Source organism: Rhizobium sp. TBD182 (genome assembly GCF_001950375.1).
GTDB classification, from domain to species: domain Bacteria; phylum Pseudomonadota; class Alphaproteobacteria; order Rhizobiales; family Rhizobiaceae; genus Agrobacterium; species Agrobacterium tumefaciens.
Map to the genome: position 1 here is coordinate 61,687 of NZ_BDLN01000005.1, position 21,023 is coordinate 82,709.

Consider the following 21,023-nt stretch of genomic DNA (forward strand, 5'->3'; position numbering starts at 1 on the left):
TCTCCCCAAAACGCGCCGTCGTCGCGGCAAACTTACGGATTGGCCGGAGCGTTTTCGGGCGCCAGTTGCCTGATCGCATCTTCAGTTGGAGGCACCGTCAGGGCCGGCGTTGATTGCCGCTCGGGAACAGGTTGCTGCTGCTGTTGCTGTTGCTGTTGCTGTTGCTGCTGCTGCTGCAACCGCTCCTGCTGTTCCTTTTCCTGCCGCAGACGCTCCTCTGCCGCCGCCTTAAGGCGCGCCTCCTCTTCGGCCTTGGCCTTGGCTTCCGCCTCCACCCGTTCCTTTTCAGCCTGACGTTCAGCCGCCTGAGAACGATAAAGCGCCGTTTCACGACGCAGGCGCTGCTTTTCAAGAACGCTGGCCTGCATGGCCTCGACGCGACGGCGTTCCTTTTCGAAAGCCCGGAGTGACAGATAATTGCCGAGCGCCGAAACGTCAGTCGTCAAAGCCGGTGCGGCGAGCGGACCGTTATAGTTGAGACGCAGCGACGGTTCGGCGCCGGCAACCACTTCGGTGCCGGGATTGAAGATAAGATCGAGATCGCCATTCACGGTCGATGCTGCAATATCGACCGTCGCATCTCCGGTAAGCGTCACTGGATCGATCCCGGCGCGCAAATTCTGGAAGTGCAGCGCGCCGCCATTCAGGGTGAATGGGAGGGCTACGTTGCCGAGCGGTATTTCGCCCTGCCACAGGCTCTGATCCACCAGCGGCCGAACCTTCGGCGCGTCGATCGGCTGCTGCAAGCCTTCCGCCGCCTGCAGGATCGGCGGAAAGGCACCAGGATTAAGCCCTTTGAGCACAAGCCCGCTGGCACGCACTTCCCCCGAGCCACCTGCCGATTTCAAAATTTCACCAACGCTTTTGCCCGTCGATTCGGCGGTCAGATCGATCGCCACCCGGCCCGTCGCGACCGGGCCGTTGGCGTTCGCCCACAATATCGACTCGGGATTGGCGTCGTTCACCGCAATCTTGGTGCGGAAAATGCCCGCTCCCTCGCCTGTGGACATGGCAAGCCGCCCGGTCAGCTTTCCGCCCATGAAGGTGCCGGCGATATCATCAAGCGCGAGATTGCCATCATCATGCGTGATCTTGGTCGACAAACCCGTGACCGTGCCGAAGGGACCGGTCTCGAAGCTCTCCGCTTTCAGCGACAGCGAGGCCTTGAGTTGCGGGAAAGCCGGCATGGCCAGGGGCTTGGCGTTGAGCGTGCCCGTCTCCGGGTCGATCACCGGTCCGTAGATCGCATCTCCGAGCCAGGCAAGATCGACGGTCCGAAGGGCAAGATCACCGGTGACGGAATGGGGGGCCGCGCGCTGGAACGCCAGACTGCCCGAGAAGGGGTTGCCGCCCGCCTGCCCGCCGAGGGCGGAAAACGCAATCTTCTGCGCATCCACCGCCATTTTTCCGTTCGCCTTCAGCGCCATGCCACCACCAAGCTGCGGCAGGCCAACGGCGTTCATGATGAGATAGGGCTCTATATCAGCGCTTTCGAGCGCCAGATCCGCACTACCCTCGCCGAAATTGGCGGCGGCAACGGCAAAGGATCCGATCATCGAGAAATGCGTGCGCTCCGTCGAGAAACGGATATCGGTCTGGACGGGAGAACCGAGCGTGCCGTTGAGCTTGACGGAAAGTAGCCCTTCCCCGTCGGCATCGAACGGCAGAGGATCAAGCCCTGCCTGCCCGAACAGGATCGCCGTCGACTGGTTTTTCAAAACCCCTTCCAGCGACATCGCCGTATCATCGGTGATGGACAGGAAATCCGGCATCTTGGCCACGGCCGACAGACGGCTGCCGTTGACTGTGCCGGAAACGGCGACATTGGCGCCGCCATTTTCGCTGTTGACCGAAACATCCATGGCAAGGTCGGAATTGGCGTACCACGGCGAACTCGCCGCCAGACGGCTGAGGAACGGATGACCAGGCAATTTCTGCTGCAGCATAGCGAAGAACGGCTGCATGTCCGTCGCATGCAGGTTCACCGTGCCCTTGCCCGCATATTTCAGCAACGACCCCTGCAACTGCCCTTTCGCCTTGACTTCGGCACCGGCGATATCGCCAGCCGTCATCTTTTCAAGCGAGAGAACGCCGCCCGCCATGGTGAAGGCGGTTTCCACATGATTTGCAGTCACACCGGCCATGTTGAACCGGTCGGCCTTGAACTTGGCGTCGATGCGATGGTCGAGAACAGAACTTCCGACCTGATCGCCGAGCGCCAGGCTGCCAAGCGCCTTCAGGGCGTCGAGATCGATCTCGTTACCGGCAAGATCGATCGAAAGATTGGAGGCCTTGCCGTCAGAGCGCCGTTCCAGCTTCCCCTTCAGAGAGGCATCGCCAATGGCAAGCTCGAGATTGTCGAAACGCTGGTTCAGCGTCGTCAACGAGACGTCGGCGGAAAAACCGGCGGCATTGAGCTGGCGGATCGCCGGATCGACAGAACCGGAAAGCCAGTTTGCCAGCCCGGATGGCTGGTTGGAGGCAACGAGCAGATTGCCGTTGAAAGCGGGACCATCCAGCAGCGTCAGGGAACCTTTGGCTTCCAGCTGCGTCCTGCCGGGCAGCGTTGCCACGGCGTTAACCACCTGCCAGCCGCTGCCATCAGGGCGCACGTCCAGCCGGATGTCACGAATGGTCGTGTCGTCGGAAACCAGCGCCGGTAGGCTGATGCTGGCCTTGCCCGGGACCGGCGGAACCGGAATGCGGGCGACCATGGCGGCAAATGCCTCGATGCGCTGGCGCACGGAGGCGGTGGGCTGGCGCGAGGTCTTGCCGGTCTGCACGACTGGCGGTGCGAAACGATTGACGTCGATCTGCTGGCCATCCGCCGTGAGCAGAAATTCCGGCTTGGCCCCGGTATCCAGCGTTGCCTCGCCGGTCACAACGTAAGGATTTTCGTTGCCGCCGAGCTCCATGCGGTAGCTCGGTATGCGCACGCTTTCATTCGTCAGTTCGAAGCTGCCGCGGGTGCGCGGCGACGAGAACAGCGATTGCCCGGCCTGCTGCTTCTGTTTTTGGTCTTCACGGAAACTGAAGGCGAAGGAACCGCTATAGGCGGGCTTTCCCGCAGTCGCGGCAATCGCACCGTCCAGATCGACCTCGACCGGATGTTCATCCGGCACCACGCGAATCCGCAGGCCCATGCGCCCATTGGCGTAATCCGGCTCGCTGCTCGACAGCGAGAACGAGCCTGGATGCCCGTCAACGGCGGCGCGCCCTTCCGCCTTCCATGGTCCGGCCAGCGAATTGGCGGACATGTCGGCGTTAAGACCCGTCACAACACGGTTGCGGCCGGATTGCTCATCGATGAATTCGATCTGCCCGCCTTCGATCTGCACACTTTCCAGAACCACGGTGCGGGCTGGAATTTCCGCCCGGCTGCCGCGCATCCAGTCCAGAGTGCCGTCCTTCAAAAGCCGGATCTTGGCCTTGGGTTCCTCGATGCGCATGTCGAAGATACGCGCTTCACCGGAAAGGAAAGGCGCCAGCTCGGCATCCATGGAAAAACGCGCCACCTGAATGAGCGGCGATCCGTCCGCATCCGTTCCGGCGCGCACGTCATGCAGCGTCACCGAAGGAAAAGGCAGAAGCCGGGCTTCGACGCGACCGTGCACCACCACCTTCTTGCCCAGAATGCGGCTTGCCTGATCTTCGAAATCGCGGCGGAAATCCGTCCAGTCAACGAAATAGGGAATGAGCAGCGCTGAAAACAGCACCACGGCCAGCAGTCCGCCCAGAAAAACCAGAATACGCCCGAGCACTGAACTGCTTCTCCCTTCGCGAACGCTGCAAACCTATTCTTATTTGCCTTAACGGCAAGCAGCCTTTTGTACCAATCAATTGTGAGAATGATCAGACAAGACGGAACAGTTTGCCTGGATTGAAGATGTTATCCGGGTCGAGCGACGTTTTGATGGCGCGCATCACATCCAGCGCATTTCCCGCTTCTTCGGCCAGAAAACTCATCTTGCCTTGGCCGATGCCGTGTTCTCCGGTGCAGGTGCCGTCCATGGCGATGGCCCGGCGATTGAGACGCGCAACGAAAGCTTCGGTTTTGGCGACACTTTCGGCGTCCTTGCCATCGAACAGGATGAGTACATGGAAATTGCCGTCGCCGGCATGACCGACGATCGGCGCCAGAAAGCCGTTTTCCTTGATATCCCGTTGCGTTTCCACCACGCAGTCCGCCAGCCGCGAAATCGGCACGCAGACATCGGTGGACAAACCGTCGAGATGCGGCGCGAGCGCCCGCGAGGCCCAATAAGCGTCATGCCGGGCCTTCCACAGCTTGTTGCGCTCGGCCGCATCGCTGGTCCAGCGGAAATCGACGCTGCCGCATTCCGCCGCGATCTCTGCAAATTGCTGCGATTGAAGGGCCGCCGTCTCTTCGGTGCCGTGGAACTCCACGAACAGCGTCGGTTTTTCCGCGTAGTTCAGGCCGGAATAGGCATTGCAGGCCCGCACCTGCACTTCATCAAGCAGTTCGATGCGCGCAACCGGAACACCCATCTGGATCGTCATGATAACGGCATCACAGGCCGCCTGAATACTGTCGAAGGTGCAGACGCCACCGGCGATCTTTTCCGGGATGCCCTGCAACCGCAGCGTAACCGAGGTCAGAACCCCAAGCGTGCCCTCGGCGCCGACGAAAAGCCGCGTCAGATCGTAACCGGCCGACGACTTGCGGGCACGGCGAGCAGTGCGGATTTCCTCACCATTGGCAACAACGGCGGTAACGGCCAGCACATTGTCCTTCATCGTGCCGTAACGCACGGCATTGGTGCCGGAGGCTCGCGTCGAGGCCATGCCGCCGATAGAGGCATTGGCACCCGGATCGATCGGAAAGAACAGGCCGGTATCACGCAGATAGACGTTAAGGTCCTCGCGCGTCACACCCGGCTCCACCGTCACGTCAAGATCTTCGGCGTTTACCTCAATGATGCGATTCATCCGGCTGAAATCGATGCATATTCCGCCATCAGGCGCATTGACCTGCCCTTCCAGCGACGACCCCGTACCGAAAGGAATGACCGGCACCTTATAGAGCGCGCAGGCTTTCACCACGGCCTTCACGTCATCGGCGCTCTCGGCAAAAACGACACCGTCGGGCGCCTGCAAGGTCAGATAGGTGGTGGTATGGCCGTGCTGCTCGCGAAACGCCTGCCCAGTCTGGAGCTTGTCACCCAGCTGCTGCTTCAGCGCCGCAAGCACCGACGCGATGCCTTCCTCGTTGCGTTTTCCCGCGACCACATCTTTCAGCGCCATCGTCCATCTCCACCGCAAGATACCGCCGTAACGGACTCGATCCGTTACGAAATTCCGGTGCGTGGTATGGGATAAGGTTGAGGCTTTGTCCAGCCGGTCAGCCGCCCGAACGGTAGGAACAACCTCCTCTCATACGGCCTTCCGCATGCACATACTGCCAGCCCTGAGCAAGCTCCAGCTCGTATACATCCTATACGTGAATTTCTTCATTAATGCTCATAAATGCATACAAATTACAACCGGAATGCGGAGCCGGGCTAGAAACGGGTCCGTATTCAAACATCAGGGTTTCAACATGACTACAATTATAAGTCAGCCCTTTGCAGGATCGAATTATTTTCGACTGCTGACCGAAAACATTCCCGAAAAAAACCGGGCAAGTAGCCCTTCCGGCGCCACGAATGGTGTTGACCCTCTGACCGCACTGCTTGCCTCCAGCGCGGACAACGAAACGGGCGACCTTACCTACGACATGAGAGGCAGGATCGACGGGAGGCCGGAGAAAGGTGCCGACGATGTTGACAAAGCAAAGAACAGCTCAGGCCCCGAGATGGCTATAGACTGGGCAGCAGAAGTTATTCGAACCACCAGCCTCAATGTTTCAGCGGCCTCCAGCACTCGGGATTTGTTGGGGGAGGAATTGCGGTTCGGCCGGGCCATGCATACCCTAGGTGTACGGCCTGAAGACATTGTTCGCAATTTCGTTCCCGAGGGCATGACGAAAGAAAGCGTGTATGACCTAACACCGGAGGCATATCAGGCTGAGCTAAGTAAAGCATACAACAACGCCTCACAGCGCGAACAGAAGGAGAGTTGGGCATACTTCGGCGTCGATTTCGATGCCTATATTGCCGCTGTGGACAACCAGGCCTATGCAGCCATGGGCGTTCCCGGAAGCATACAAACACTTCAAAATGCAATCGATTTTTATAACAGCACACACAAAGTGGAAACGAGTAGCATCGACCCGGAAACTTTAACGGAGAAACAGAAGGCGCTTCTGAAAATGCTCGAAGACACCAATAACTATTGGAAAAAGCGCGCTAAAGACCAACTCGACCAGACGATTTCCAGCCTGTTCAATAGTTATGGCAGAACAGGAAATCTGATCGAAACGGACACGACCGGCAGGGTAAGCGTCGGCACCTTTGAACTATCGTATAAAGGCGTCCAGATTTATCGCCCAAACAGGAGTTAATCAGCTGCCACAATCTGCTCAGCACGTCGCGCTCTCGGGCTTGCCCATAAATTTTTATTCCGCCGCAAGCAGCTGCTTGTCCTCCTCCAGCGCCTTCCGACGCGCAGCAAGTTCCAGTTCGCGGTGGAGGCGGATTTCCTCATCGGCTTGCGGTTTGGCGAAACGGGCAATCAGCAGGTAGGAGACCGGGGTGATGTAAAGCGTCACCAGCGTCGCAAAACCCAGACCGCCAACGATGACCCAGCCGAGCGCGATGCGTGCTTCCGCCCCTGCTCCCTGCGCCAGCACCAGCGGCACGCCGCCCAAAATGGTCGCGATCATTGTCATCATCACCGGGCGCAGGCGAATGCTGGTGGCTTTTTCGATGGCTTCGCGCACGGTGGCGCCCTGGTCACGCAGATGGTTGGCGAATTCCACGATGAGAATGCCGTTCTTCGCCATCACGCCGACCAGAAGCACAAGCCCGATCTGGCTATAGACATTGAGGCTCGATCCGGTGACGAGCAGCGCGATAACCGCGCAGGCAAGACCGAGCGGCACCGTCGACATGATGATGATCGAACTCAGGACACTTTCGAACTGCGCGGCCAGGACCAGGAAGATGATGGCGATGGCAAAACCGAAGGTCAGCAGCATGCCGCTCGAATTCTCCTCAAGCGTCGCCGCCTCGCCGAGCGGCAGAAGGCGGGCGCCGGGCGGCAGGAGGGATTGTGAGAGCTCGTTCACCTTTTCCAAAGCCTGACCGAGCGAAACGCCGTCCTTGAGATTGGCGGTAAAGCCGACGGAGGGAAGCTGCTGCTCGCGGTTCAGCTGCGGCGCCACCGCATTTTCCTTCAGGGTGGCAATGACCGACATCGGCACGATCTTGCCGTCACCTGTTTTCAGGAAGACGTTTTCGAGATCGGTCGGGTCGTTGATCGGCCGGGTGGAGGACAGCAGCCGGACCGGGATTGCATCCCCATCCACGAAGACGTCGACAACCGAACGTCCTTCCAGCAGCGATTGCATGGCGCGTGACAGGCCGGTGATATCAATGCCGAGATCGGAGGCGCGCTCACGGTCGATGGATACGGATAGCTGCGCCTGGTTGGGCTCGTTGTCCAAACGCGGCGTTTCGAACAGGCCGCTTTCCTCCATGGAAAGCAGTAGTTTCTGCGTTGCAGCTGTCAGTGCCTGATAATTGCTGCCGACCATTGCCATCTGCAGGCCGTTGCCCGCACCGCGAATGCGCAGGCTGTTCGGCTGCATGGCGTTGCCGCGCAGCGCCGGCACCTTGTTGGCCGCAGCGGTAACGTCGGCGGCAATCTGGTTCTGCGTGCGGTCGCGATCAGCCCACGGCGCCAGCGTCAGCACCAGAAAACCGGTGTTGGAGGAACCGTTCATGCCGGTGATGGAGTAAATATTGCGGATTTCGCCACTGTCGCGCAGCGGCTGGAGATTTTCCTCGATCCGCTGCAACTGGTCGCGCGTATAGTCGAGGCTGACACCCTGCGGCGCCGTCACACGCATCATCACCGAGGCGCGGTCCTCGCGCGGCGTCAGTTCGTTCTGGATCATGCCGAAGGCAATCCAAGACAGGCCCGAAAAGACGAGCGCAACGATGATGACGATGAGCGGGTTGTTGAGGCAGGCGGAAAGCGTCTTCTTGTAGGTGGAGGCAAAGACATTGCCGAACCACGCCAGCGGTCCCGTGGGTTCCTTCAATCCGTCTTTCAGCATCCGCGAAGCGAGCATCGGACAAAGCGTCAGGGCCACGATGGAGGAAAGACCGACAGCGAAGGCTAGAACGAAACCGAATTCACGGAAGAGGCCACCCAGCTGGCCCGGCAGGAAGGAGAGCGGAATGAACACTGCGGCAAGTGTCGCCGTCGTCGCAATCACCGCGAAGAACACTTCCTGCGTACCAAGAACAGCGGCAGCGCGCGGCCCCATGCCCTCCGCACGGCGGCGCACGATATTTTCCAGCACCACGATCGCATCATCGACCACCAGACCCGTCGCCAGAACGATGGCGAGCAGCGTAAGGATGTTGATCGAGAATCCGACCATGTAGATGGCGATGATCGTGCCGATCAAAGCCACCGGCATGGTGATCGCCGGAATGAGGGTTGCCCGCCAGTCACGCAGGAACAGGTAAAGCACCACAACCACGATGAGCGCGGAAAGACCAAGCGCCAGTTCCACCTCGTGCAACGCGCCTTCAATGAAGACGGCGTCGTCACTGGTCACCACGATGCGCGTACCCTGCGGCAGGTTGGCCGACATGGCATTGACGGCAGCCTTCACGCCGGTGGAGATATTGAGCGTATTGGACTGCGCCTGCCGGATGACGCCCAGACCCACGCCCTGCACACCATTGGACCGCAGCGAGGTGGATTCGTCATCCGCACCCAGCATCACGGTTGCCACATCGCGCAGGCGGATATTGTCCTTGATCAGAAGGTTGGAAAAATCCTCAGGCTTCGTGAGGCTCGCGGTCGCGCGCACGACGATGTCCTGCGTCGAACTTTTCAGCGATCCCGCCGGCACATCAAGCGCGGCACTGGCCAGCGCGGTGGAAATATCCGTCACCGTCAGACCACGGCTGGCAAGTGCGGCCTGATTGAGATCGACGCGGAAGACTTTTTCCTGATCGCCGTAAAGCTCCACATCCGCCACGCCATCGACGGCGGCAAGGCGGTCGATGACCTCGTCATCCACCAACTTGGTCAAATCTTCCATGCTGAGCGTGGACGAAGTGACGGCAAGACGCATGATCGGCTGGCTGTCGGAATCCGCCTTGATGATCTGCGGCTCGTCAGCATCATCAGGCAACTGGTTGGTTACGCGGCCAATGGCATCGCGCACATCGTTTGCGGCAACGGCCATATCGACATTGTCGCCGAATTCCATCGTTACGCGGCTGGTGCCGAATTGCGAATTGGAGGAGATGGTTTTGACGCCGCTGACGCGCGCAACAGCTCCCTCGATGGTCTGCGTCACTTCCTGATCGATGGTTTCGGGCGCCGCACCTTCATAAGTCGTCCTGACGCTGATGGACGGCCGGTCCACATCCGGCAACTCGCGCACCTCAACGCCAACCAGCGCGGCAAGGCCGGCAACCACAAGCAACGTATTGAGAACCGCTGCCAGAATGGGCCGGCGAACGAACAGTGCGGTGAAGGCGAGCTTGGAATCCTGACCCGAAGGCGGCTGAGTCGTCATTGGCTGGCAACCTCCTCGGGCTTCGGCTGGCTTGCGACACGGACGGCACCACCTTCCCGCACCCGCTGCAATCCTTCGGTCACGACCTGATCGCCTTCCGCCAGTTCCGCTTTCACGAGAACGGCGTCGGGGTTACGCTGCACAATCTGCACCCGCACCTTGGCCGATTTATTGTCGGTCACGCGCCAGACATAGGAACCTTCGGCATCCCACTGCACGGCAAGCGGATCGACGGATGCATAAGTCTCTCCGGCAAAACGCATGGTAACGCCGAAGGACATACCGGCCCGAAGCTCATCCTTGTCGTTAGCAAACCGTGCCCGGATGCGGATGGTACGGCTTGCGGCGTCGACACGGTTGTCGACGGCCTCGACCTCACCTTTGAACGTCTCGCCGGGGCGTGAAATCGAGGTGGCCTCTACAGGCATTCCGACGGTAATTGCAGTTACGAACCGTTCCGGCGCCCAGAAATTGACCAGAATTTGAGAACGGTCATCAATGCCGACGATCGTTGATTGCGTGGTGACATTGTCGCCGATATTTGCGGCCACGATCCCGACAACACCCTCAATCGGTGCGACGATGTCGCGGCGCCTGAGGTTCAGCTCAGCGGTGCTCAGTGCAAGCTTGGCGGCTTCCTCGGCAATCTGCGCATCCAGCACATCAAGGCGGGATACGGATTTCAGGTTACTGTAGGAACTCGATTTTTCGACGGCGCTGCGTAGCGCAACCTGCGCCTTGTCCCGCTCGATCACCTGCTCCTCGTCATCGAGCCGCGCGAGCACCTGCCCCTTTACGACGCGGGCGCCGGATGAAATGCGGATTTCCGAAAGCGTGCCTGATGTCTGCGGCATGACGACGACCGACTGGATGGCCTGGCCACTGCCGATGGCGTTCAGCCTGTCATTGACCGTGCCCTGCTTGACCGGGGCCATCGCCACCAGGGTCGCATTGCCATCGCGGCGTGCGGCGCCGGCATTCTGTCCGGATGACGAACCGGGTGTTCTGGCACCGGATGCGGCAACCTCGACCGCGCCAACAGGTGTTTTGCCGATGCCGATACCCGCGAGCAGATTCCGCGCTTCGGGTGAATAAAACCCCCAAAGACAGAGTCCTGCTCCCGCCACAGCAAGACAGACACCCACCTGTTTCCACACCCGCATACAATTCTCCGATTATCCGCACAGCATAAACCCGCCCCGAAAAGAGCTTTTCGGAACGGTAGAAGTATTCCCGCATGCCTTAACGAAGGCAACGCACAAATCCGTTCCTTACATAATTGTAATTTGTGATGAATTGTCGTCGAAAGCGCACTGACGGCCATTTCTGTCGCAAACATTCGCCAATACGGTAATCTGCAGCTGAAATAGCCATGACCGGAGGAATGCATGAGCACCGTAACGAAAGCCGAAAATCCTGAAGCCAACCCGCGCGTCAAGGCTGTGTTCGACGATATCCGCACAACGCGGAAATCGGATTTCATCAACAATATGTGGCTCTACCTCGCCTTCGACCCCGATCTTCTGGAAAACACCTGGGCCGAGGTCAAGGCGGTGATGGCCACACCTTCAGCGCTCGATCCGCTGGTGAAGGAAATGCTTTATATCGCCGTTTCCGTCACCAATGGCTGCTCCTACTGCGCCCACTCCCATACCGCGGCTGCAAAAGCCAAGGGCATGACGGGCGAACAGCATGCCGATCTCATGCGGGTCATCGCCCTTGCCGCCAAGACCAACCAACTGGCCGTGGCGCTGCAATTGCCGGTGGACGCGGCTTTTGATGCCGACAGGCGGGCCTGAGACGAAAAAACGTCTTGGAATAGGCGTTTTGACTGATGATACCGGAATAAAAGCAGAACACGGTTCTAGCCTTTATATCCCGAATCACTACATTGGGCCGCATGAGCAACAGTTTTGACGATATGCCGTTCTTCGACGAAGAACCTGAGGCGCCGCGCAAGGCGACGAACAATGCCGATGCAGGCAACGCCGGCGGGCTTGGCATTGCCGCGCGCGCCATGGCGGCACGCGATCAGGCCCGGCCCACGCCCGACTATCTGTCCGGTCTTAACCCGGAACAGCGCGAAGCCGTGGAGACACTGGACGGCGCGGTTCTGGTGCTTGCGGGCGCCGGCACCGGCAAGACCCGCGTTCTCACCACCCGCATCGCCCATATTCTGGCGACCGGACGCGCCTATCCCAGCCAGATTCTGGCCGTGACCTTCACCAACAAGGCCGCGCGCGAGATGAAGGAACGTATTGGCGTTCTGGTCGGCGGCGCGGTTGAGGGCATGCCCTGGCTCGGCACCTTCCACTCCATCGGTGTCAAGCTCTTGCGTCGCCATGCCGAACTCATCGGCCTGAAGTCTGATTTCACCATTCTCGACACCGATGATGTGGTGCGGCTGATCAAACAGCTTATCCAGGCCGAAGGTCTTGATGACAAGCGCTGGCCGGCCAAACAATTCGCCGGCATGATTGACGGCTGGAAGAACAAGGGGCTGACGCCGCCGGATATTCCCGAGGGCGATTCCCGTGCCTTTGCCAATGGCAAGGGCCGCGAACTTTACACGGCCTATCAGAACCGGCTGAAAACGCTGAACGCCTGCGATTTCGGCGATCTTCTGCTGCACCCCATCAGCATCTTCCGCCGCAATCCCGATATTCTGAAGGAGTACCACCAGAAATTCCGCTACATTCTGGTGGACGAGTATCAGGACACCAATACGGCGCAATATATGTGGCTCAGGCTTCTTGCCCAGCGCCCCAAGGGCGAGCCACAAAACGTCTGCTGCGTCGGCGACGATGACCAGTCGATCTATGGCTGGCGCGGCGCCGAAGTGGACAACATCCTGCGCTTCGACAAGGATTTTCCCGGTGCCAAGGTCATCAAGCTGGAGCGCAACTACCGCTCCACCGAGCATATTCTCGGCACCGCCGGCCATCTGATCGCCCATAATGAAGGGCGTCTCGGCAAGACCCTGTTCACCGAGCGCAGCAGCCCCGACGATGAGAAGGTCGTGGTGCATGCGGCCTGGGATTCCGAAGAGGAAGCCCGCGCCGTCGGTGAAGAAATCGAGCAGCTTCAGCGCAAGAACCACAAGCTGAACGACATGGCCATTCTCGTTCGCGCCTCCTTCCAGATGCGCGAGTTCGAAGACCGTTTCGTCACGCTAGGCCTCAATTACCGCGTCATCGGCGGTCCGCGCTTCTACGAGCGTCTCGAAATCCGCGATGCCATGGCCTATTTTCGCCTTGTCTGCCAGCCGGCCGACGATCTGGCCTTCGAGCGCATCGTCAACACCCCCAAGCGCGGCCTGGGCGACACGACCATCCGCAATCTGCATGATTACGCCCGCGCCCGCGACATTCCGATGCTGGCGGCAGCGACCGACATCATCGAGACCGACGAGCTGAAACCGAAAGCGCGCAAGGCGCTGTTCGACGTGGTGCAGGATTTCCGCCGCTGGCAGGGGCTTCTGGAAAACACCGAACACACCACGCTTGCCGAGCAGATCCTGGACGAAAGCGGCTATACTGCCATGTGGCAGGCCGACAAGACGGCGGAAGCGCCCGGCCGACTGGAAAACCTGAAGGAACTCATCCGCTCGATGGAGGCCTTCGAGAGCCTGCGCGGTTTCCTCGAGCATGTCGCGCTCGTCATGGATGCCGAGCAGAACGAAAATCTCGATGCCGTCTCCATCATGACGCTGCATTCCGCCAAGGGGCTGGAATTCGACACCGTCTTCCTTCCCGGTTGGGAAGAAGGTCTGTTCCCGCACCAGCGGGCGCTGGACGAAGGCGGCCGCTCCGGTCTGGAGGAAGAACGTCGTCTAGCCTATGTCGGCATCACCCGCGCCAAGAAGCTTTGCCATATCTGGTTCGTATCGAACCGGCGTATCCATGGTCTGTGGCAATCCACCCTGCCCTCGCGTTTTCTCGATGAACTGCCGCCAGCGCACGTGGATGTCGCGGCATCCGACAGCAATTACGGTGGTTACGCCGGACGCGGCGGTTATGGCCAGTCCCGTTTCGACAAGGCGGAACCCTTCGCCAACAACTACTCCACCCCCGGCTGGAAACGTGCCCAGGCCAACAAGTCCGACGCGACCCGCGATAACTGGGGCACACGCTCCGGCCATGCGGTCGAGAGGATTGGTTATGGCGAAAGCGGCCCCCGCGCCCGCACGATCGACGGCGAACTGGTGGCCAAATCGGTTGCCGACACACCGTCAAAATTCGTGGTAGGAGACCGCGTTTTCCATATCAAATTCGGCAATGGCAACATCTCCGCCATCGAGGGTAACAAACTGACCATCGATTTTGACCGCGCCGGACAAAAGCGTGTGCTGGATGGATTTGTGGAAAAGGTTTGATTCGGCAACTATGAGTGCACGAACGCAGCTTTTTCCGTAGCCCGCGTCACGCCGTTGCAATAAAGGAGTTGCAACAGGGTGCAGAAACCGGGCGAGGACTGCTTTGCATATTTTACCGAAAAGCGGGCGCAAGCTTGCCGTTTTCCTGATCAATATGGACAGCGCCACCAAGCGCCTCGAGGACATGAACGCACGCCTCGACGCCATCGGGCTGAAGGCAGAGCGGGTCCAGGGCGTCAATGGCCGCGAACTGAATTATCCTATCCCGGAATTCAGCGAGCTCTCCTACATGCTCATGCATGGCCGCCGCACCTCGCCGCCGGAAATCGGCTGCTATCTCAGCCATGTCGCTTGTGCAAACAGGTTCATGGGCAGCGATGCCGACATCGCGCTCATTCTTGAAGACGATGTCGTCTTCGAAAAGGATTTCCTGGAAGCAATCGACGAGGCGATAGTGAATGGAAGCGACTGGGATCTGCTTCGGCTGACCACGGTCAGCAACGGTCGCAAGTTTCCGTTCCGCAAGCTCGTTGGCGGACGCTCACTCGCAATTGCGTTGACGCGGGAAAAGGGTTCGGGCGCATATCTCGTCAACCGCCGCGCCGGCAAATGGATCTCGAAGCTGATCCCCATGCGGCTTGCCTACGATATTGCCTTCGACCTGGAATACCTCGCTGGCCTGAAGGCAGCCTTCATTTACCCGCTCTGCGCCACGCAGGATGCGGACGGGGAAAGCCAGATCCAGAACAATCTGCGGATATACCGTCTGCCCCGCTGGCGCTACTTCACAGTGTTGCCCTACCGCACTTTTCTGGAAACCAGCCGTTTCCTCATGCGCAGCCTCCGGTTTGCCGTTGCCAAGCTGACCGTTGCGCTGGAGCGCGGCAAGGGCAAGACCGTTCCCACCGGCAATTGACTGCGCTGGCCTACACTTCGCCGGGCGTGAACCCAACCAGATAGACCGCGGCGATCACAGCTGCGAGAGTGAAAATCGAAATGACGAAAATCGTCATCCGGTTCAAGGGTTTGCGCGTCGTTTTCTTCATGGTGGAATAATGCGAAGCGCGCGTACTGGTTCCCTACGGATTGCCAGCTTTTGTGTGCGGCAACCTGTGAGACAGGTAATCCCGCATCTGCTCCATTGCCTCCTCGCGCGTCAAACCACCGGACTGCAATCCTGAGCGCAACCAGAGGCCGTCGATAAGCGAAGTGATCCCAAGCGCGACAGTTGCGCAGTCTTGCCTCGGCACGAGATGCACCAAAGCCGACAAAAGATTGGAGCGCATCCGCGCATGGATCACCTTCTGGATCCTGGCGAGCTGCGGCTCGCGCGGAACCTCGGCGCAAAGCGACAGCCAGGCGTGGCAGATCGAGGGCTGAAAGAAGCTCTCGTCGAAATTCGCCTCGATAATCGCATCGAGCCGTTCACGCGGACTGACCGCCCGATTGAGGCGCGCCACCACGGCCTCCTTCAGCTTCACATTGGCTTCGCGCATCGCGTGCTCGAACAGTTCCTGCTTGTTGGCGAAATAATGCAGCACGATGCCTTTCGAGGCGCCTGCCTGCGCCGCCACCCTTTCAAGCGTGGCACCCGCCATTCCCTCACGCTGAAGGACTTCGAATGCAGCCCGCCTCAGCTCCGCCCGGCGAATATCGCTTATCTTGGTCAGTCGCATCTTTGTCTCCTTGCGTGAGCAATATTGACAAATTTTCCGTAAAGATCAATTATTGTCCCACCGGTCAATCTAATGACCCAATAGACAAAAAAGGTGGAACAATGAAAAAATGGGCAGGTGTTTTTTCGGCCGCGATGGTTTTGACGACCGTCGGCACTTCCGCGCTCGCATCGGATGCTGAAACTTGCAAGGTTGTGCGACTGGCCGAGCCGGGCTGGAACGATCTTGCTTTCACCACCGGCATCGCCATGTCGCTGTTGAAGTCACTGGGATATGAGCCGCAAAGCCAGCTTCTCGGGATCGACGTCATCTACACGAGCCTGAAGAGCAAGGATCTCGACGTCTTTCTGGGCTATTGGAACCCGGCAATGGTGAACTACTACAAGCCTTACAAGGAAGACGGATCGGTCGAAAAAGTCCGAACCAATCTTGTAGGCGCCAAATACACTTTCGCGGTTCCGACCTATGTTTGGGATGCCGGCGTCAGGGATTTCTCCGACCTGCAAAAATTCGCGGACAAGTTCGACAGCAAGCTCTACGGCATCGAACCTGGCTCCAACCAGTTGATGCTGGATGCCGTCAACGATCCGGCACTGGGACTGCACAATTGGGAAGTGGTCGAGTCCAGCGAACAGGGCATGCTTTCGCAGGTAACCCGTTTCGCCCGCAACAAGTCCTTCATTGTGTTCCAGGGGTGGGCGCCGCACCCGATGAACAGCAAATTCGACATCAAGTACCTGACGGGCGGCGATAAATTTTACGGGCCCGACTTCGGCGCTGCCACAGTCGATACGCAGGTACGCAAAGGCTACCTACAGGAATGCCCGAATGTGGCGAAGCTGCTCGATAATCTCGCATTCGACGTGGAGTACGAGAACAAGGGCATGGACTATATCATGAACGGTGGAATGTCCCCGGAAGACGCGGCAAAGCAGGCGATCAAGGATGAGCCGCAACGACTGGACGCTTGGCTGAAGGGCGTATCGACGTTCGACGGGCAGGATGGTCTCACTGCCGTAAAGGCGGGGATCGGCCTGTGACGGCAATATTGCAGGATGATTGGGAGAAGCGGAAGCAGTATGTAGAATTGCCCCGCGGTCGCCAGCTGGCTTTCATCGACACCGGCGGTCCGGGCCCAGTCCTGCTGATGCTGCATGGTTTTTCGGACACCAGCCGCAGCTTCTCCATGCTTGAGCCTTTTTTCAGCGAATACAGGCTCATCGTCCCTGACCTGCCCGGACACGGGGTTTCCTCGGCGGGACAGAGCCTGCATGTCGCTGATTTCGCCGAAACGGTCGATCGGTTTCTAACGCTCCTGGGTATTTCACGGCTGTTTCTGCTCGGCCACTCCATGGGTGCGATGACCACTATCGAACTTGCCGCCCGGCGAGGCGACACGATCCGGGCTCTTGCCCTCATCTCGGCAACGCTTGAGCCGGATTTTGGCGCGGAAAGCCAGTTGACCAGAGATATTCTCGCACTTCGGGACCCGATCGGACCCAATAGCGGCTTTCTGCGCGGCTGGTATTCGTGCAGTCAGCCAGTCGACGATGATTTTTTGTCGAAAATGAAACAGGATGCCGCCAACATGCCGGCTGCCATCTGGCATGGCGTCGTTGAGCGCTTTGCGGATACAAACCTGCATCACAGCGCGTCCAGAATAAAAAAACCGGTACTGTGCCTCGCCGGTTTCGAAGACCCCCTTTTCGGCGCGTCGCATCGTCGAAAATTGGCCGCCGCCTTTCCCGAGGCTCAAACCGTTACGCTCGATGGGCATGGCCACAATCCGCATTGGGAAAACCCGAAGGGCGTATCCACGCTGATCGCCGATTTTTTCGCGGATGTTATGTCAGACTGCGCTAAGTAAGAAGGTGGAGTGCGCTGGTTGCACATGTTTCTGGAAACAACTGACAAATCGATTTCGATTCAGGTGCCGATGTTGTAACGCTTCGCTGAATAATCATATTTTGGCTGGCCATGACAGAAACGACCCATCCCCGCCTGAACCCGTTGCACCTTGCCGCCGCCTTCGCAAGCGGCTGTCTTCTGACATTGATGGTGCATTTCAACGGCCAGCTTGCGCATTACGGAAACGCACTTTTCTCCTCCTGGACTGCACATGGCACCGGCACGGTGGCGGCGCTGATCTATCTCGCGATCATGCGCCCGAAGACGGAGGCGGGTGCGCTGGCCAAACCGAAGGCGCCGCTCTGGGCCTATTGCGGTGGGGTGATTGGTGCGGCCATCGTCATCCTCACCTCCACCGCCGTCAATTCGCCGCTTGCCCTCTCCGGCACCATCGCGCTCGGGTTGGGCGGACAGGTGATCTTCAGCCTTCTGGCCGATTTCTTCGGCCTGTTTGGCCTGCCCAAGCGGCGGCCGGATTTGCGTGACATGGCGGCGGTGGCACTGATTCTCTGTGGCAGCGCACTTATTATCCTTGTCGGGAGAACGGCATGATCGTCTGGATAGCCATGGCGTTTACCGGCGGCGTCTTTGTGGCACTGAGCCGTCAGGTCAACGGCCGCCTCAGCCTGTCGAACTCACCGCTGATCGCCTCGTTCTGGAACCATATCGTCGGTTTCGGGGTATTGACCGTCATCGGCCTCATCGTCGGCGGCCTCATTCCGCCGGGCGCGGCCGACGCGCCGTGGCTTGCCTTTATCGGTGGCCCCATCGGTGTTGTCTTCATCGCTTCGGGAAGCTGGCTCATCCCCCGCATCGGCGCGGTCAATACCGCACTTCTCGTCATCAGCGGCCAGATGGTCTCAAGCGTCGTGCTCGACTTTTTCAGCGATCAGCCGCCGAAACTCTGGGCGAGCGCACTCGGCATTCTGCTGATTCTCGCCGGCATGGTGCTGACCCAGCGACGCGGCCGCTAGGGCATTTCTCCGGTAAAAATGTGCAGCGGTTGTACGTCCGGGAAAGCGTAAATCAGGTATCGCTGTCGCGTGAGAACATGCTGAGCAGGGTCTTGCCGCCACTCTTGCCACCGCTGCTTGCGAGCGTCGGGCGACCACCATTCAGCTTCGGCACCACGACCATGCGTTTGACTTCGCCACGTTTGAAGGCCGCAAGGAACCGGGAGTAATCCCGGAACACAACGCAGCCATTCGATTCACCGCGTTTCGCCAGCATGTAGGTGTGGGCGAGAAGACCGTCGCGGCCATGCGGATTGACGCCATTTTCCGGCGTCAGACGGATTGCTTCGACGCCATGGAACCGCGCCTCGCGCATCGTCAGACGATAGCTGGAGGGCGGCGTCGAGCCGCGCATTCTCACATGAACATAGTCGGGGTTGTCGCGCATCTTGCCGATGCCCGAATGTGCCTCGAGCTTTTCGCCGTTCGGCATATGAACCAGGCCGGAGGAAATATCGTAGATCGCCGTGCCGTTGCCGCGATCCGGCCACGGAACCGCATCCATCTTGCTCGGCTCGCGCACCGGATTATCAGGTTTTGCAAAGGCGAGCATGCCGGCCGTGCCCTGCCGCGGCTGCTGGGGTGCACGCGCAGGCACCGGCGCATCGAAAGCAGGTGCGGAAGCAACGGCTGCCGGGTGTTCATCGGTCTTCGCTAGAACGGCGGGGCGGGGTGATGGCTCCACCGTTTCGGCAGCCGCAACCTCGGGCCGGAAGCTTGGCAAAGGGACGTCGTCCGGAAGCAGGCTGCTCGCCTCTTCCTCGATCTGCGGGCGCCCTAATGCCACTTCAAATGCCGGATGTTGCGATGCGGCGCTCTGATAGGCGACCTCTGTGGTGCGTCCAAGCGCTGAATCGACGATGGCGGAGGGCCGCAGCGCTGCAAGTTCCTTGACTGTCGCCTGCCCCTTCGCGTTCGCAGCCGCGCCAAAACGCTCGCGGAACTCCTTCTCGCCGATTTCGGGCATGATGCCGGCAAGGCGAACCGCCTTCTGCGGGCCATGGCTGTGGTCGCTCAGACGGGAAAATTTGCGGACGTGGATATCGCGTGCGGCCGCGCCGGAAATCGCAGCCTCGCCAGACTCCAGCCTCGCCACCAGCGTCTTCTCAAACTGCCCGACACCATGCGATGCGGCCGCCATCGTGTGAAGCGAGGCGAAGGCAGCGAAGGCGAACAGACCGGCAAAGGCACCACCGCCAAGCAGAGCGGACATTCGGCCAAGCGAAAAGGATTTGCCTCTCTTGAGGCAAGACGAACCGGCAAGACCGGCGCCATTATAAGCCGCAGCAGAATACGCCATGATACTCGTTACTCGAACCGTTCACGCACACCCGGGCAAAGCCGGAGGGATTTTGGGGCATCCGAACAGCGGGCGGACACCCGGCCGATTTCGGAACTGACTGGTTCGAAGCATGACGAATTATGGTAACCAAAGTGTTTACGAGTCCCTGCAAAAATAATTCGTTAAGGTCTGCGCATTATCGGGCGAAGGCAAAACAATGACTTGCGCGGGCTGGCCATGCATCTGCATCGCCTTTTCCCGGAAAATACCCCGCAGGGCGTCATCGGCCTTTAAAGTTTACGTCGCCGCATCGTCAGGTAAATTCCGACTTTGCCGGAAATTTGCTGTAAATGCGGCAGGACTGCGACGGAGCAAATCTATGCCATCAGCAGTCAGGCACATACAAAGCTGGTAAGGGCACTTGATCCGTTGCTGCCGGCTTGGCATCCTGCCGGAAATAAGGGAGGCAAATCATGAAGGCGCTGCTGCTCATCGATATCCAGAACGGCTTTTGTCCGGGCGGCAATCTGGCTGTCGCCGATGGCGACCGGATCGTGCCCGTCGCCAATGCCCTGATCGACAATGGCGGTTACGATCTGATCGTCGCCTCGCAGGATTGGCACCCGGAAAATCACGGCAGCTTTGCCTCGCAGCATGTCGGCAAGAAGCCGTTCGATATGGGTGAACTCTCCGGCAAACCGCAGATGATGTGGCCGGACCATTGCGTGCAGGGCACGCCGGATGCGGAATTCCATCCCGACCTCAAGACGGAGGCTTTCGACTATATCCAGCAGAAAGGCGAAAATCCCGCCGTCGACAGCTATTCCGCCTTTCGCGACAATGATCAGGGGGCAACGACAGGTCTTGCCGATTATCTGACGCGCCAAGGCGTAACCCAGCTCGACATATGCGGGCTCGCCACCGATTATTGCGTCAGTTTCTCGGTGCTCGATGCCCTCGACATGCTGCCTGGCGTCAAGGTTCGTTTCATCGAGGATGCCAGCCGCGGCATCGATCCCCAAGGTATACAGGCGTCGATTGCGGCCATGCGGGAAAAAGGCGCCACCATCCTCAAAAGCCGCGACATTTTGCGCGACTGAGG

15 protein-coding genes are annotated in these 21,023 nt (G+C 59.3%); 9 read left to right on the forward strand and 6 right to left on the reverse strand.

All coding sequences use genetic code 11. The annotated features are described in order from the left end of the window. Nucleotides 1–32 precede the first annotated feature (32 nt). The gene (locus T18_RS16270) at nt 33–3,761 is read right to left on the reverse strand and encodes an AsmA-like C-terminal region-containing protein (RefSeq protein WP_038491555.1); all 3,729 of its coding nucleotides are present in this window, start codon (nt 3,759–3,761) and stop codon (nt 33–35) included. A 91-nt stretch (nt 3,762–3,852) separates the two neighbouring features. Further along, a complete protein-coding gene (locus tag T18_RS16275) occupies nt 3,853–5,265 on the reverse strand; it encodes an FAD-binding oxidoreductase (RefSeq protein ID WP_038491558.1) in 1,413 nt (470 codons plus the stop codon). 295 nt (nt 5,266–5,560) lie between these two features. Here T18_RS16275 and T18_RS16280 point away from each other — a divergent pair, with 295 nt between their 5' ends. Beyond that, nucleotides 5,561–6,463 (forward strand): hypothetical protein, encoded by a 903-nt coding sequence (locus tag T18_RS16280; protein ID WP_139104325.1) that lies wholly within the window; start codon nt 5,561–5,563, stop codon nt 6,461–6,463. A 54-nt stretch (nt 6,464–6,517) separates the two neighbouring features. Here T18_RS16280 and T18_RS16285 read toward each other — a convergent pair whose 3' ends face one another. Both T18_RS16285 and T18_RS16290 read right to left on the reverse strand, forming a co-directional pair. After that, on the reverse strand, nt 6,518–9,667 hold the full coding sequence (locus T18_RS16285) for an efflux RND transporter permease subunit (protein ID WP_038491563.1): 3,150 nt from the start codon (nt 9,665–9,667) through the stop codon (nt 6,518–6,520). Further along, nucleotides 9,664–10,830 carry an efflux RND transporter periplasmic adaptor subunit gene (locus T18_RS16290; protein ID WP_038491565.1) on the reverse strand — a complete coding sequence of 389 codons (1,167 nt, stop codon included), beginning with the start codon at nt 10,828–10,830 and terminating at the stop codon, nt 9,664–9,666. Before T18_RS16290 ends, T18_RS16285 begins: the two co-directional genes overlap by 4 nt. A 225-nt stretch (nt 10,831–11,055) precedes the next feature. Here T18_RS16290 and T18_RS16295 point away from each other — a divergent pair, with 225 nt between their 5' ends. The 3 genes from T18_RS16295 to T18_RS16305 all read left to right on the forward strand — a co-directional run bounded on the left by T18_RS16295 (nt 11,056) and on the right by T18_RS16305 (nt 14,958). Then, nucleotides 11,056–11,466 carry a carboxymuconolactone decarboxylase family protein gene (locus T18_RS16295; RefSeq protein ID WP_038491570.1) on the forward strand — a complete coding sequence of 137 codons (411 nt, stop codon included), beginning with the start codon at nt 11,056–11,058 and terminating at the stop codon, nt 11,464–11,466. A gap of 101 nt (nt 11,467–11,567) precedes the next feature. Beyond that, a complete protein-coding gene (locus T18_RS16300; protein ID WP_038492880.1) occupies nt 11,568–14,042 on the forward strand; it encodes an ATP-dependent helicase in 2,475 nt (824 codons plus the stop codon). Nucleotides 14,043–14,145: 103 nt separating this feature from the next. Further along, on the forward strand, nt 14,146–14,958 hold the full coding sequence (locus T18_RS16305; protein ID WP_038491573.1) for a glycosyltransferase family 25 protein: 813 nt from the start codon (nt 14,146–14,148) through the stop codon (nt 14,956–14,958). 163 nt (nt 14,959–15,121) lie between these two features. On the opposite strand, the gene betI is transcribed toward T18_RS16305, so the two are convergent. Then, a complete protein-coding gene (gene betI / locus T18_RS16310) occupies nt 15,122–15,718 on the reverse strand; it encodes a choline-responsive transcriptional repressor BetI (RefSeq protein ID WP_038491576.1) in 597 nt (198 codons plus the stop codon). A 101-nt stretch (nt 15,719–15,819) separates the two neighbouring features. On the opposite strand from betI, the gene choX reads away from it, so the two are divergent. The 4 genes from choX to T18_RS16330 all read left to right on the forward strand — a co-directional run bounded on the left by choX (nt 15,820) and on the right by T18_RS16330 (nt 18,600). Continuing rightward, entirely contained in the window at nt 15,820–16,758 is a 939-nt protein-coding gene (gene choX / locus T18_RS16315; RefSeq protein ID WP_038491579.1) for a choline ABC transporter substrate-binding protein, read from the forward strand. After that, the gene (locus tag T18_RS16320) at nt 16,755–17,585 is read left to right on the forward strand and encodes an alpha/beta fold hydrolase (RefSeq protein WP_038491582.1); all 831 of its coding nucleotides are present in this window, start codon (nt 16,755–16,757) and stop codon (nt 17,583–17,585) included. Before choX ends, T18_RS16320 begins: the two co-directional genes overlap by 4 nt. A gap of 110 nt (nt 17,586–17,695) precedes the next feature. Then, nucleotides 17,696–18,178 carry a DMT family transporter gene (locus T18_RS16325; protein WP_003513161.1) on the forward strand — a complete coding sequence of 161 codons (483 nt, stop codon included), beginning with the start codon at nt 17,696–17,698 and terminating at the stop codon, nt 18,176–18,178. Continuing rightward, nucleotides 18,175–18,600 (forward strand): DMT family transporter, encoded by a 426-nt coding sequence (locus tag T18_RS16330; RefSeq protein ID WP_003513163.1) that lies wholly within the window; start codon nt 18,175–18,177, stop codon nt 18,598–18,600. The genes T18_RS16325 and T18_RS16330 overlap by 4 nt, the downstream gene beginning before the upstream one ends. A 52-nt stretch (nt 18,601–18,652) precedes the next feature. On the opposite strand, the gene T18_RS16335 is transcribed toward T18_RS16330, so the two are convergent. After that, entirely contained in the window at nt 18,653–19,939 is a 1,287-nt protein-coding gene (locus T18_RS16335; RefSeq protein WP_013636492.1) for a DUF2778 domain-containing protein, read from the reverse strand. Between the two features lie 455 nt (nt 19,940–20,394). On the opposite strand from T18_RS16335, the gene pncA reads away from it, so the two are divergent. Further along, entirely contained in the window at nt 20,395–21,021 is a 627-nt protein-coding gene (gene pncA, locus T18_RS16340; protein WP_013636493.1) for a bifunctional nicotinamidase/pyrazinamidase, read from the forward strand. The last annotated feature ends 2 nt before the right edge of the window (nt 21,022–21,023 follow it).

Coding starts and splice junctions, on each gene's coding strand:
- T18_RS16335 (WP_013636492.1), bottom strand. CDS start 19,939: ATGGCGTATTCTGCTGCGGCTTATAATGGCGCCGGTCTTGCCGGTTCG.
- choX (WP_038491579.1), top strand. CDS start 15,820: ATGAAAAAATGGGCAGGTGTTTTTTCGGCCGCGATGGTTTTGACGACC.
- betI (WP_038491576.1), bottom strand. CDS start 15,718: ATGCGACTGACCAAGATAAGCGATATTCGCCGGGCGGAGCTGAGGCGG.
- T18_RS16300 (WP_038492880.1), top strand. CDS start 11,568: ATGAGCAACAGTTTTGACGATATGCCGTTCTTCGACGAAGAACCTGAG.
- T18_RS16325 (WP_003513161.1), top strand. CDS start 17,696: ATGACAGAAACGACCCATCCCCGCCTGAACCCGTTGCACCTTGCCGCC.
- T18_RS16295 (WP_038491570.1), top strand. CDS start 11,056: ATGAGCACCGTAACGAAAGCCGAAAATCCTGAAGCCAACCCGCGCGTC.
- T18_RS16275 (WP_038491558.1), bottom strand. CDS start 5,265: ATGGCGCTGAAAGATGTGGTCGCGGGAAAACGCAACGAGGAAGGCATC.
- T18_RS16290 (WP_038491565.1), bottom strand. CDS start 10,830: ATGCGGGTGTGGAAACAGGTGGGTGTCTGTCTTGCTGTGGCGGGAGCA.
- T18_RS16280 (WP_139104325.1), top strand. CDS start 5,561: ATGACTACAATTATAAGTCAGCCCTTTGCAGGATCGAATTATTTTCGA.
- pncA (WP_013636493.1), top strand. CDS start 20,395: ATGAAGGCGCTGCTGCTCATCGATATCCAGAACGGCTTTTGTCCGGGC.
- T18_RS16285 (WP_038491563.1), bottom strand. CDS start 9,667: ATGACGACTCAGCCGCCTTCGGGTCAGGATTCCAAGCTCGCCTTCACC.
- T18_RS16330 (WP_003513163.1), top strand. CDS start 18,175: ATGATCGTCTGGATAGCCATGGCGTTTACCGGCGGCGTCTTTGTGGCA.